Consider the following 13164-nt stretch of genomic DNA (forward strand, 5'->3'; position numbering starts at 1 on the left):
ACTGAATCGAATCAATCCACTCCTTCAATGTTACGTCGTTCACATTGGCCGCCCGGATGTTTGCTGGTTGACACGCAGCGGAAACAAGCCCTAACGTGTGAGTAGGTTCACAAATGAATCGATTCATTACAAAGGAGTAACGGACATGGCCGAAGCACAGGACGCCACGGTTCGGAGCACCCGGAGGGCCGAGGCGGCAGATGTTCCGCTTCTGGAACTGCGGGATATCCACAAGTCCTTCGGCGCGGTGCACGCGCTGCGCGGCGCCAGCCTCAGCCTGTACAGGGGTCAGGTCACCGCGCTGGTCGGAGAAAACGGCGCCGGCAAATCCACTCTGGTCAAGACCCTCGCCGGACTGCACCAGCAGGACCGTGGTCAGGTTCTGCTGGATGGCGAGGAGGTCTCGTTCCGGGATCCGCTCCATGCCCGCGAGGCAGGGATCGCCGTCATCTACCAGGAACCGACCATGTTCCCGGATCTCACTGTCGCCGAGAACATCTTCATGGGCCGGCAGCCGCTGCGCTCCCTGCGCAGGATCGACCGGAAGGCGATGCGCCAGCAGGCCCTGGAGCTTTTTGAGCAGCTGGGGGTCAAGATCGATCCCGACCGGGCCGCACAGGGTCTCTCGATCGCCGACCAGCAGGTGGTCGAAATCGCCAAGGCCATTTCGCTCGACGCGCGCGTCCTGATCATGGACGAACCGACGGCGGCGCTCAGCGGCGTCGAAGTTGACAGGCTCTTCGCCGTCACCCGGACCCTGCAGGCCCAGGGGGCCGCAGTAATGTTCATCTCCCACCGCTTCGAGGAAGTCTTTGCCCTGGCGGACTGGATCACCGTGATGCGCGACGGCGCGCACGTCGCCACCGCCCCGGCCTCCGAACTCACCGTCGACGGCGTGATCCGGCAGATGGTCGGCCGCGACGTCGCGTCCTTGTTCCCGAAGCAGGAAACGACGATCGGGCCTACCGCCCTCGAGGTGAAGGGGCTCAGCCGCAAGGGCGTGTTCTCGGATATTTCCTTCACCGTGCGGGCCGGCGAAATCGTCGGCCTCAGCGGCCTTGTGGGCGCCGGGCGTTCCGAGGTGGCGCGGGCCGTCTTCGGCATCGACAAATACGACTCCGGTGAAGTCCTGGTCCGCGACGCGCCGCTCAAATCCTTGTCCCCGCGGGCATCGATGGCCGCCGGGCTCGCGTTCGTGCCGGAGGACCGGCGCAAGCAGGGCCTGGTCATGGAGCTGAACGTGAGCCGGAACCTCACCCTGACGCTCCGGCGGAAACTGAGCCGTTTCGGCCTCCTCACCAACCAGGCCGAGGCCCAGGCCACAAAGGAATGGGCCAAGAAGCTGCAGATAAAGGCGGGGTCTCCTATGTCCCCGATCTCGACTCTTTCAGGCGGCAACCAGCAGAAGGTCGTCCTGGGCAAGTGGCTGGCCACCGGCCCGCGAATCCTGATCATCGACGAACCCACCCGCGGAATCGACGTCGGCACCAAGTCCGAGGTGCACCGGCTCATCTCCGAGCTCGCGGGCACGGGCCTGGCCGTCCTCATGATCTCCTCGGAACTGCCCGAGATCCTGGGCATGTCGGACCGCGTACTGGTGATGCACGAGGGACGGATCACCGCCGAACGTAGCCGCAAGGACGCCACGGAGGAATCGGTCATGACGGCCGCCACGGGAGTCGACCCGAAAACCAAGGAGACAACAGCGTGACCACCCTAACCCTGCAACGTCAGCCGTCCACGGCCTGGCTGGGGACGTTGACCCGATCCCGTGAATTCAGCGTGTTCCTCGCGCTGGTCATCCTGATCGCCGTCACAGTAGCGGCCAACCCGCGGTTCTTGAGCGCGCAGAGCATCAAAGACCTGCTGCTGAACTCCTCTATCCTGGTGATCCTCGCCGTCGGCCAGGCGATCGTGATCGTGACGAAGAACGTGGACTTGTCGGTCGGCTCAGTGCTCGGACTGACAGCATTCGCGACCGGAAAAATCTTCATAGCGCTGCCCGATCTTCCCGTGATCGCCATGCTCGTCATCGGCATCGCCCTCGGCGCCATGCTGGGGGCCATCAACGGGGCGCTGATCGCGGTGGCCAAGGTGCCGGCCCTGGTGGTCACCCTGGGAACCTTGTACATCTTCCGCGGCGTTGACTTCGCCTGGGCCCAGGGTCAGCAGATCAGCCCCTCCGACCTGCCGGCAGACTTCCTGGCCCTCGGTGCCGGCACGCTGCTGGGATTCCCCTACCTGGCCCTGATCGCCCTCGCGGTCGTCATGGCTTTCGGCCTCTACCTGAAGAACCTGCGTTCCGGACGCGAGTTCTACGCCATCGGATCAGACGTCCAGGCCGCCCGACTGTACGGAATCCGGGTCGGGCGGAAGGTCTTCTCCGCCTTCGCAATCTCCGGCGCCCTCGCCGGACTCGGCGGGGTCATCTATGCAGCCAAGTACGGCAACCTGGACGCGACGGCGGGCCAGGGCCTTGAACTGAACGTCGTGGCCGCGGCCGTGGTTGGCGGGGTGGCCATTGCCGGCGGTGTCGGCACGGTCTACGGGGCAGCCCTCGGCGCCGTGCTCCTGACCACCATCACCTCTGCCCTTCCGGTCCTGGGCGTCTCGCCGTTCTGGCAGCGGGCCATGATCGGCGTCCTGATCCTGGCCTCGATTGTCCTGGACCGATACCTTGCCCTGCGCACCGAGCGCCGTCTGAGAGGACACGATTCACATGCTGGTTGATACAGCACCGCCGGCAGCAGAAACCCGCCGCGCCCCCCGCTTCGGCTTCCTGCGCAGCTGGGACACCGCCATCATTCTGGCCCTCGTGGCCAGCATCATCGTCGCCTCCCTGACCGTGAGCGGTTTCGCAACCTCCCGCAACGTCGGGTTCCTCCTCATCGACGTGATCCCGGTCCTGCTCCTGGCGCTGCCGATGACGCTGATCATTATCACCGGCGAGATCGACCTGTCCGTCGCCAGCATCGCAGGCTTCGTCAGCTGCGTGTTCGGAGCGCTCTGGAACGCCGGGATGCCGATGGAAACGATCGTCCCCTTGTGCCTTGTCCTCGGCGCCGTGTCCGGGGCGCTCAACGGTTTCCTGGTCTCCGTGGTCGGGCTGCCGTCCCTGGCCGTGACCATCGGTACCTTGGCGTTGTACCGAGGGCTTGCCTTCGTTGTCCTGGGGGATCAGGCGGTCACCAGCTTCCCGCGGGCCATCACCACGGGCCTGCAGGCAAAGATCGGCACCACGGGCATTCCCGTCTGGATTCTGCCGGTCATCCTCCTGGTCATCATCTTCGGTGTCGCCCTGCACTTCACCGGCTTCGGCCGCTCCCTGTTCGCCATCGGCTACAGCGTGGACGCCGCCCGTTTCTCGGGAATCGGCGTCGCGCGGACCAAGTTCTGGCTCTTCGTCATCTCGGGCACCGTCGCGGCACTGGTCGGCGTGTGGTGGACCCTGCGATACGGAAGCGCACGCGGCGATAACGCCACGGGCCTGGAACTGTCGGTCATCGCGGCAGTACTGCTCGGCGGCGTGTCCATCTTTGGCGGCAAGGGCACCCTTCCGGGCGTCATCGCCGGCGTCGGGCTTCTGGCCATCCTGCGCAACGCTCTCCAGCTGGCGAGCGTCCCCGAGGACACGCTGTCCATGCTCACCGGCGGCCTCCTGATCCTGGCCGTCGTCGCCCCTAACGCCATCGCCTGGGTCCGTTCTCTCTCCCACAAAGCTTCAACGACCTGACCACCGTTCACACCACAGCAACAACGACGTTCAGTTGAAAGGCACCACTATGAAATTCATGTCCACGACCGGATCCCGTCGCCTCGCGCCGGCCTATATCGCCGTCGCCACGGGACTCGCGCTGGCGCTTAGCGCCTGCGGTGGAACCACCAACACCTCCAGCACCGCCGGCGGAGGGGCCGCATCTTCCAGCGCCGCAGCGGATCCGAATGCGCCGATCAAGGAAGGCCTGAAGGTGGCCTTCCTGCCCAAGCAGCTGAACAACTCCTACTTCACGGTCACAGACCGCGGCGGCAAGGCCGCGGTGGACGAGTACAAGGGCGTCTTCTCCGAGGTGGGCCCCTCAGAGGCCAGCGCCTCCAGCCAGGTGAGCTACATCAACACGCTCACGCAGCAGGGCTCCAACGTCATCGCAACCTCGGCCAACGATCCCAAAGCCATCTGCTCGGCGCTGGACGAGGCCCGCAGCGCCGGCGCGAAGGTGGTCACCTTTGACTCGGACACCGACCCCTCCTGCCGCGACCTCTACATCAACCAGGCCACCGCTGAAGGCATCGCGTCCACCCAGATCAAGCTCATCTCCGACGCCATCGGTCCCGACGGCGGGGACATCGCCATTCTGTCCGCCACGGCCAACGCCACGAACCAGAACGCGTGGATCGAGCTGATGAAGAAGGAACTCGAGAAGCCCGAGTACGCCAAGCTCAAGCTCGTCGCCACCGCGTACGGCGATGACAACGCCCAGAAGTCCCAGCAGGAAGTCCAGGCGCTCCTGCAGGCCCACCCGACCCTCAAGGGCATCATCTCGCCCACGACTGTCGGCATTGCCGCAGCCGCCCAGTACCTCTCCGGGTCCGAGTACAAGGGCAAAGTCCAGCTGACGGGCCTCGGCTTCCCGAGCCAGCTCAAGGAGTACCTGAAGAACGGCACCATGAAGTCGTTCGCCCTGTGGGATGTCGAAAAGCTCGGCTACCTCGCCGCCTACGCCGGCGCGGCCCTCGCCTCCGGCCAGATCACCGGCGCCGAAGGCCAGACGTTCAAGGCCGGCACCCTGGGTGAGTTCAAGGTCGGCCCCAACTCCACCGTGCTGCTCGGCGAACCCACGGTCTTCACCGCCGCGAACGTGGACCAGTACAACTTCTAGGCACCCCGCTCCGGCGCTGATGTCATGATCAGCGCCGGAGTTTCTTCACTCAGCACGCACAATGCTATTGTCTAAATGAATCGATTCAATCAACTCAATGATCAAGAGTCGAGATCAGGAGAATTCCTCATGAGGGTGTGCTTCCGCTCCTCGGTCAAACCCAGCCAGATTCCCGAATACCGGCGCCGTCACGCCGCCGTCTGGCCGGAGATGCTCCGGGAACTCAAGGCAGCGGGCTGGAACAATTACTCGCTGTTCCTCGCCGACGACGGGCTGCTGGTGGGGTATGTGGAGTGCGACGACTTCGACGCAGTGCGCGCCCGCATGGCCCTCACCGAGGTGAACGCACGCTGGCAGGCCGAGATGGCAACCCTTTTCGAAGACGAAGCACAGGCGCCGGACCAGGGCTTCCTCCAGCTCACCGAAATTTTCAATCTTGAGGACCAGTTGTCCGCGGCCAACGCCGCTGAGGACAACCCCCAACCGCAGAAGGAACAATCATGAACACCATAGAAACGGCCCTGGGTCGCCTCGGGGAACTCGCCATCGAGGTCCCGTCCTGGGCCTACGGCAACTCCGGCACCCGCTTCAAGGTGTTCGGCACCCCCGGCACCCCGCGCACCGTCCACGAGAAGCTGGCCGACGCCGCGAAGGTCCACGAACTCACCGGCCTGGCACCCACGGTCGCGCTGCACATCCCCTGGGACAAGGTGGATGACTATGCGGCCCTGAAGGAGTATGCCGCGGACCTGGGCGTGGGCCTGGGCACGGTGAACTCCAACACCTTCCAGGACGATGAGTACAAGTTCGGGTCCCTGACCTCTTCCAACCCGGCGGTTCGCCGCCGCGCCGTCGACCACCACCTTGAGTGCCTGGAGATCATGCACGCCACGGGTTCGCGGGATTTGAAGATCTGGCTCGCGGACGGCACCAACTACCCCGGCCAGGATGACATGCGCGGCCGGCAGGACCGCCTGGCCGAATCCCTGCAGGAAATCTACGCCGGCCTGGGCGAGGAGCAGCGCCTGGTGCTGGAGTACAAGTTCTTCGAGCCGGCCTTTTACCACACCGACGTCCCGGACTGGGGCACCTCCTACGCCCAGACCCTGGCCCTGGGCGAGAAGGCCTTCGTCTGCCTCGACACCGGTCATCATGCCCCGGGCACCAACATCGAATTCATCGTCATGCAGCTGCTGCGCCTGGGCAAGCTCGGCTCCTTCGACTTCAACTCCCGCTTCTACGCGGACGATGACCTGATCGTCGGCGCGGCCGATCCCTTCCAGCTGTTCCGCATCATGCATGAGGTCATCCGCGGCGGCGGCTTCGGTAAGGACTCGGGCGTGGCCCTGATGCTGGACCAGTGCCACAACCTGGAAGAAAAGATCCCGGGCCAGATCCGCTCCGTGCTCAACGTCCAGGAAATGACGGCCCGCGCCCTGCTGATCGATACCGATGCCCTCGCCGAGGCGCAGCGCAGCGGAGACGTCCTGGCCGCCAACAGCATCTTCAACGATGCCTTCTACACCGATGTCCGTCCTGCGCTGGCGCAGTGGCGTGAGTCCCGCGGCCTGCCCGCGGACCCGATGGCCGCTTTCAAGGCCAGCGGCTACCAGAAGAAAATCAACGAGGACCGCGTCGGCGGCCAGCAAGCCGGATGGGGAGCGTAAGCAGGCATGAACATGCAGAACACAGCCAACAAGACTGTTGAAGAGCTGATCTCCCGGTCCAACCGCCTCGGCGCGGACAAGCGGAACACCAACTTCGCCGGCGGCAACACCTCCGCCAAGGACACCGAGAAGGATCCCGTGACCGGCGAGGACGTCGAGCTCCTGTGGGTCAAGGGCTCCGGCGGGGACCTGGGCACGCTGAAGGCCGAAGGCCTTGCCGTACTGCGGCTGGACCGCCTGCAGGCGCTCAAGAACGTGTACCCCGGCGTCGAGCGTGAAGACGAAATGGTTGCGGCGTTCGACTACTGCCTGTTCGGCTTGGGCGGCGCCGCGCCGTCGATCGACACCGCCATGCACGGCCTCGTCGACGCCGCGCACGTGGACCACCTGCACCCGGACTCCGGCATCGCCATTGCCACGGCCACCGACGGCGAGGCGCTCACCAAGGAGATCTTCGGCGAGAAGGTGGCCTGGGTGCCGTGGCGCCGGCCCGGATTCCAGCTGGGCCTGGACATCGCGGCGATCAAGGACGCCAACCCGCACGCGGTCGGCACCATCCTCGGCGGCCACGGCATCACCGCCTGGGGCGCAACCAGCGAAGAGGCCGAAGCCAACTCGCTGTGGATCATCGAGCAGGCCGAGCAGTACATCGAGGATCACGGCAAGAACGAACCCTTCGGGCCGAAGCTTCCCGGCTACGCCGCCCTCCCGGAGACCGAGCGCCGCGCGAAGGCCGCCGCCCTGGCGCCCGTGATCCGCGGACTCGCCTCCACCGACAAGCCGCAGCTGGGGCACTTCAGCGACACCCCCGCCGTCCTGGAGTTCCTCGAAGCCGCAGAGCACCCGCGGCTCGGCGCCCTGGGCACCTCCTGCCCGGACCACTTCCTGCGCACCAAGGTCAAGCCGCTGGTCCTGGACCTGCCCGCCGACGCGTCGATCGAGGACTCCGTGGCCCGGCTCAAGGAACTCCACACCGCCTACCGCGCGGACTACCAGGCCTACTACGACCGCCACGCGACCCCGGACAGCCCCGCCTTGCGCGGCGCGGACCCGGCGATCGTGCTGGTCCCCGGCGTGGGCATGTTCTCCTTCGGCGCGAACAAGCAGACCGCCCGGGTGGCGGGGGAGTTCTACCTCAACGCCATCAACGTCATGCGCGGCGCCGAGGCCGTCTCCAGCTACGCCCCGATCGAGGAATCCGAGAAATTCCGGATCGAATACTGGGCCCTGGAAGAAGCCAAGCTGGCCCGGATGCCCAAGCCGAAATCCCACGCCGGCCGCATCGCCCTGGTGACCGGGGCGGCGTCGGGCATTGGCAAGGCGATCGCCACCCGCTTCGCCGCCGACGGCGCCTGCGTGGTCATTGCGGATCTGAACCTGGACAACGCCCGGGCCGTGGCCGCTGAACTGGGCGGCTCCGACGTCGCGATCGGCGTCCAGGCCGACGTCACCGACGAAGCCCAGATCGCCGCAGCTATCCAGGAAGCCGTCCTGGCCTTCGGCGGACTGGACCTGGTGGTCAACAACGCCGGGCTCTCCATCTCCAAGCCGCTCCTGGAAACCACTGAGAAGGACTGGGACCTGCAGCACAACGTCATGGCCAAGGGCTCGTTCCTGGTGGCTAAGGCCGCCGCGAAGGTGATGATCGACCAGGAAATGGGCGGGGACATCATCTACATCTCCTCCAAGAACTCCGTGTTCGCCGGCCCGAACAACATCGCCTACTCCGCCACCAAGGCTGACCAGGCCCACCAGGTCCGGCTCCTGGCCGCGGAACTGGGCGAGTACGGGATCCGGGTCAACGGGATCAACCCCGACGGCGTGGTCCGCGGCTCCGGGATCTTCGCCGGCGGCTGGGGTGCCAAGCGCGCCGCCGTCTACGGGGTGCAGGAAGAGGAGCTGGGCAAGTACTACGCCCAGCGCACCCTGCTCAAGCGCGAAGTGCTGCCCGAAAACGTGGCCAACGCCGCCGCCGTGCTCACCGGCAGCGAGCTCTCCCACACCACCGGGCTCCACATCCCCGTCGACGCCGGCGTGGCCGCGGCCTTCCTGCGATGAGCACGGAACCCTCAGCGACGAACGCCGCCCCGGCACTCGTGGTGACGAACAGCAGTGCGGCGCCCGCCCGCAGTCTCTCCGCCGGCAGCGTCTTTGCCGGCAGCGTCTTCGCCGCCGTCGACATCGGCGCCTCCTCCGGCCGGGTCATCCTGGGCCACGTCATCGAGGGGCGGGCAGAGCTGGAGACGGTGCACCGCTTCCCCAACGGGGTCAAGGAGCTCGACGGCGGTCTCCGCTGGGACTTCGACGCACTCTTCGCCGAGGTCCTCACCGGGCTCGCGGCCGCCGCCACGGCGGCCGCGGCCCGCGGTGAGAGCATCGCCAGCATCGGGATCGACACCTGGGCCGTGGACTACGGTTTGGTCAACGCCGCCGGCGACCTCGTCGCGGCGCCGTTCAGCTACCGCGATGACCGCAGCCGCGCCGCCGTCGCCCGGGTCCACCAGCTCCTGGACCCGGCCCGCCTCTACGCCACCACGGGGCTGCAGTTCCTGCCGTTCAACACGATCTACCAGCTCGCCACCGAGGCCCACCTTGACGGGCTGCAGGCGCTGCTCATCCCGGACCTCATCGGGTTCCTGCTGACGGGCCAGCGCCGCACGGAGGCCACCAACGCCTCCACCACCGGGCTCTTCGACGCCGTCGCGGGGGAGTGGGCCACTGAGTTCCTGTCCGCCCTGGGCCTGCCCAAAGACCTGTTCCCACCGCTGATCCAGCCCGGCGAGACGGTCGGCACCCTGCTGCCGGAGATCGCGGAACGGACCGGCCTGACCGCCGCCACGAAGGTGGTGGCCGTGGGCTCGCACGACACCGCCTCGGCCGTCGCCGCCGTGCCCGCGGAGCGGCGCAACTTCGCCTACATTTCCTCGGGCACGTGGTCCCTGGTCGGCGTCGAACTGTCCCACCCGGTCCTGTCCGAGGCCAGCCGGGCCGCGAACTTCACCAACGAACGCGGCGTGGACGGCACCATCCGCTACCTGCGCAACGTCGGCGGCCTCTGGTTGCTCAGCGAGTGCCAGCGCACGTGGGCGGGAGAGGGTTACCGGCCGGAACTGGTGGAACTGCTCGACGCCGCCGCAGCGCTTCCTCCCGGCGGCCCGCTCATTAACGCCGACGACCCCTACTTCATCGCCCCCGCCAACATGCCCGATCGTATCCGGGCCGCGGTCCGCAACACCGGCGCGGTCCTCCCGGAGCATCCGGCGCACATCGTGCGGTGCATCCTGGACAGCCTCGCCGCCGGCTACGCCCGGACCATCGCCGACGCCGAACGGCTCGCGGACCTGAGCACCGAGGTCGTGCACATTGTGGGCGGCGGTTCCCAGAACCGGCTCCTGTGCCAGCTCACCGCCGACGCCACCGGCAAGCGCGTGATCGCCGGCCCCGTGGAAGCCACGGCGCTGGGCAACGTCCTGGTCCAGGCCCGCGCCGCCGGTGTGGTCAGTGGCGGGTTGGGGGAGCTGCGCGCCGTGGTGCGTGCCTCCCAGCACCCCGCGGAATATGTGCCGGCGCGCCGTCCGGCCCCCAGCCCCATGAGCAGTGGAGGTGCCCTGTGAGGATCGCGCTCTTCGCCACGTGCATCGTGGACGCCATGTATCCGAGCACGGCGCGCGCCACCGTGGCCATCCTGGAACGCCTCGGCCACGAGGTCATCTTCCCCGCCGGGCAGGCCTGCTGCGGGCAGATGCACGTCAATAGCGGCTACTTCAAGGAGGCACTGCCGGTCGTCGCCAACCATGTGCAGGCCTTCGAGGCGGATGAGTACGACGTCGCCGTCGCACCGTCCGGCTCCTGCGTCGCCTCCGTGAAGCACCAGCACCCCATGGTCGCCCGCCGCTGCGGGGACGCCGGGCTGGAAGCCCGGGCGGCCGCCGTCGGACACAAGACCTACGAGCTCTCCCAGCTCCTGGTGGATGTCCTGGGCGTCACCGACGCCGCGGCGCAGCTGGGCTCCTACTTCCCGCACCGCATCACGTACCACCCCAGCTGCCACGGCATGCGGCTGCTCCGGCTCGGCGACCGGCAGCTGGACCTGTTGCGCTCCGTCGGCGGCATCGAGCTGGCCGAACTGCCCGAGGGCGAGCAATGCTGCGGCTTCGGCGGCACCTTCTCCATGAAGAACGCGGACGTGTCCTCGGCCATGCTCGCGGACAAGACGGTCAATATCTGCGGCACCGGCGCCGACCTCTGCACCGGCGGCGACGCGTCCTGCCTGATGCATATCGGCGGCGGCCTGTCCCGGCAGCGCAGCGGCGTCACCACGATGCACTTCGCCGAGATCCTGGCGAGCACTTTCGAGAATCCCGCCACCGTCACCGGCGACGTCCGCCTCACCACCGGAAGGACAGCACGATGAGCGGCACATTCCTGGGGATGCCGTCCCTGCCCGTTTTCGGCATCGGCAACCTGCACGAACACGAGCCCTTCCCCAAAGCCGCGCACCGCGAACTCGGCAACACCCAGCTGCGGGCAAACCTCGGCCACGCCACCCGGACTATCCGGGACAAGCGGCTGGCCGTCGTGTCCGAACTCCCCGACTGGGAGGAGCTGCGCGACGCCGGCCGGGCGATCAAGGAATCCGTCATGGCCCGGCTGCCGGAGCTGCTCGAACAATTCGAGGCGAACTTCACCGCCCGCGGCGGGACCATCCACTGGGCCCGCGACGCCGACGAAGCCAACCGCATTGTCGCCTCCCTCATCCGGGAGCAGGGCGCCGACGAGGTAGTCAAGGTCAAGTCCATGGCCACCCAGGAAATCGGCCTCAACGAATACCTCGAGGAACAGGGGATCGCGGCGTTCGAGACCGACCTCGCCGAGCTCATCGTCCAGCTGGACCACGACAAACCCAGCCACATCCTGGTCCCGGCCATCCACAAAAACCGCACCCAGGTCCGGGACATCTTCCTGCGCGAAATGGAGGGCGTGGACCCGGAGTTGACCAACGAACCCGCCCGCCTCGCCGCGGCTGCCCGCGCCCACCTGCGCCGCAAATTCCTCAGTGCCAAGGTGGCCGTGTCCGGCGCGAACTTCGCCCTCGCGGACTCCGGCACCCTCGCCGTAGTCGAATCCGAAGGCAACGGGCGCATGTGCCTGACACTCCCGGAAACCCTCATCACCGTCATGGGCGTGGAGAAGCTGCTGCCGGCCTGGGAAGACCTCGAGGTCTTCATGCAGTTGCTCCCGCGGTCCTCCACCGGCGAGCGGATGAACCCCTACACCTCGCTGTGGACCGGCGTCACGCCCGACGACGGGCCGCAGAACGTGCACCTCGTCCTGCTGGACAACGGACGCAGCGCCGCCCTGGCCGACGAAATGGGCCGCTCCGCCCTGCACTGCATCCGCTGCAGCGCCTGCATGAACGTCTGCCCCGTCTACGAACGCACCGGCGGGCACGCCTACGGCTCCACCTACCCGGGACCGATCGGCGCGATCCTGTCCCCGCTGCTGACCGGGATCACGGCGGAAGAGAACAACTCCCTGCCCTACGCCTCGTCCCTGTGCGGGGCGTGCTACGACGCCTGCCCGGTGAAGATCAACATCCCGGACATCCTGGTGCACCTGCGCGGCGAGGACGTGGACAGCAAACGCGGCAAGAAGAAACTGCCCAGCCAGATGGACCTCGGCATGAAGGCCGCCTCCTGGGCGCTATCCTCCGGCAAGAACCTCGGCCTGGTCGAGAAGGCGCTGCCCCTGGGCCGGCTCGCCGCCGGCCCGGACAAGAAGATCACCAAGCTGCCGGGCATCGCCGCCGGCTGGACCCAGAGCAGGGACATCCCCGCACCGCCGGGCCAGTCCTTCCGGCAATGGTGGAACAAGGAACACCAGGCACCGGCGGCCGCACCCGGTGCGGCGGCGCCCGGCCCTGGGCCGACCGGCACCGAGGCCCCCAGCACAGGATCCGCCGGTACAGAGGAGAACCCGTGAACGCGCGCGCAGAAATACTCGACCGGATACGCTCGGCCCTCCGGGACGCCCCGGCCGTCCCGGAGGTGCCCCGCGACTACCGGCGCTCTTCCGAACTGGGCGAGGACGCGCTCATCGAACTGCTCACGGACCGTCTCCTGGATTACAAGGCGAACGTCTTCGTTGAGGATGCCGCCGCGGTGCCGCAGCGGCTCGCCGCGCTGCTCGAGGGCACTGGCCGCTACGCCGTCCCGCACGGCCTCGCGGAGTCCCTGTTCGCGGAGGCGGACGCGCACGACGGCGGTTCGGGCCGCCGCGTCACCGACGCCCCGGGGCACCGGCTGAGCGTCGAGGAACTGGACGGGGTGGACGCCGTCGTCACCGGCAGCGCCGTGGCGGTCGCCGAAACCGGCACCATAGTCCTGGACGCAAGTCCGGATCAGGGCCGCCGGGTCATCAGCCTCGTTCCGGACCGGCATATCTGCCTGGTCCGCGCCGGAGACATCACGACCATCCTGCCCGAGGCCCTGCGCCGGCTCGACGCCACCCGCCCGCAGACGTGGATCAGCGGGCCCAGCGCCACGAGCGACATCGAACTCGAACGAGTCGAAGGGGTCCACGGCCCGCGGACCCTGGATGTCGTGATCGTGCGCGGCTGA

The 13164-nt window shown here is 67.4% G+C and carries 11 protein-coding genes; all 11 read left to right on the forward strand.

The features are described 5' to 3' along the window. The first annotated feature begins 145 nt into the window (after nucleotides 1-145). The 11 genes from ABD243_RS05335 (at nucleotide 146) to ABD243_RS05385 (ending at nucleotide 13164) form a co-directional block, all read left to right on the forward strand. Nucleotides 146-1711: a sugar ABC transporter ATP-binding protein gene (locus ABD243_RS05335; RefSeq protein ID WP_344362889.1), complete on the forward strand. Its 1566-nt coding sequence runs from the start codon at nucleotides 146-148 to the stop codon at nucleotides 1709-1711. Next, complete coding sequence (locus ABD243_RS05340; RefSeq protein WP_116767064.1) at nucleotides 1708-2730, forward strand: ABC transporter permease; 1023 nt, start codon at nucleotides 1708-1710, stop codon at nucleotides 2728-2730. The genes ABD243_RS05335 and ABD243_RS05340 overlap by 4 nt, the downstream gene beginning before the upstream one ends. Then, complete coding sequence (locus tag ABD243_RS05345; protein ID WP_344362908.1) at nucleotides 2720-3733, forward strand: ABC transporter permease; 1014 nt, start codon at nucleotides 2720-2722, stop codon at nucleotides 3731-3733. Before ABD243_RS05340 ends, ABD243_RS05345 begins: the two co-directional genes overlap by 11 nt. A gap of 58 nt (nucleotides 3734-3791) precedes the next feature. After that, nucleotides 3792-4877: a rhamnose ABC transporter substrate-binding protein gene (gene rhaS / locus ABD243_RS05350; RefSeq protein ID WP_425547128.1), complete on the forward strand. Its 1086-nt coding sequence runs from the start codon at nucleotides 3792-3794 to the stop codon at nucleotides 4875-4877. Nucleotides 4878-5006: 129 nt separating this feature from the next. After that, entirely contained in the window at nucleotides 5007-5381 is a 375-nt protein-coding gene (locus ABD243_RS05355) for an L-rhamnose mutarotase (RefSeq protein WP_116767062.1), read from the forward strand. Next, a complete protein-coding gene (rhaI, locus tag ABD243_RS05360) occupies nucleotides 5378-6544 on the forward strand; it encodes an L-rhamnose isomerase (protein WP_344362914.1) in 1167 nt (388 codons plus the stop codon). The genes ABD243_RS05355 and rhaI overlap by 4 nt, the downstream gene beginning before the upstream one ends. A 6-nt stretch (nucleotides 6545-6550) precedes the next feature. Continuing rightward, complete coding sequence (locus tag ABD243_RS05365) at nucleotides 6551-8602, forward strand: bifunctional aldolase/short-chain dehydrogenase (RefSeq protein ID WP_425547129.1); 2052 nt, start codon at nucleotides 6551-6553, stop codon at nucleotides 8600-8602. Continuing rightward, nucleotides 8599-10158 carry a rhamnulokinase gene (locus tag ABD243_RS05370; RefSeq protein WP_344362918.1) on the forward strand — a complete coding sequence of 520 codons (1560 nt, stop codon included), beginning with the start codon at nucleotides 8599-8601 and terminating at the stop codon, nucleotides 10156-10158. The genes ABD243_RS05365 and ABD243_RS05370 overlap by 4 nt, the downstream gene beginning before the upstream one ends. Beyond that, nucleotides 10155-10958, forward strand: coding sequence for a (Fe-S)-binding protein (locus ABD243_RS05375; RefSeq protein ID WP_344362921.1), 804 nt, complete (start codon nucleotides 10155-10157; stop codon nucleotides 10956-10958). Before ABD243_RS05370 ends, ABD243_RS05375 begins: the two co-directional genes overlap by 4 nt. Further along, nucleotides 10955-12526 carry a LutB/LldF family L-lactate oxidation iron-sulfur protein gene (locus tag ABD243_RS05380; RefSeq protein WP_344362925.1) on the forward strand — a complete coding sequence of 524 codons (1572 nt, stop codon included), beginning with the start codon at nucleotides 10955-10957 and terminating at the stop codon, nucleotides 12524-12526. Before ABD243_RS05375 ends, ABD243_RS05380 begins: the two co-directional genes overlap by 4 nt. Further along, nucleotides 12523-13164, forward strand: a complete 642-nt coding sequence (locus ABD243_RS05385; RefSeq protein ID WP_344362927.1) for a LutC/YkgG family protein — start codon at nucleotides 12523-12525, stop codon at nucleotides 13162-13164. The genes ABD243_RS05380 and ABD243_RS05385 overlap by 4 nt, the downstream gene beginning before the upstream one ends.

Source organism: Arthrobacter humicola, from assembly GCF_039531445.1.
GTDB lineage: Bacteria > Actinomycetota > Actinomycetes > Actinomycetales > Micrococcaceae > Arthrobacter > Arthrobacter humicola.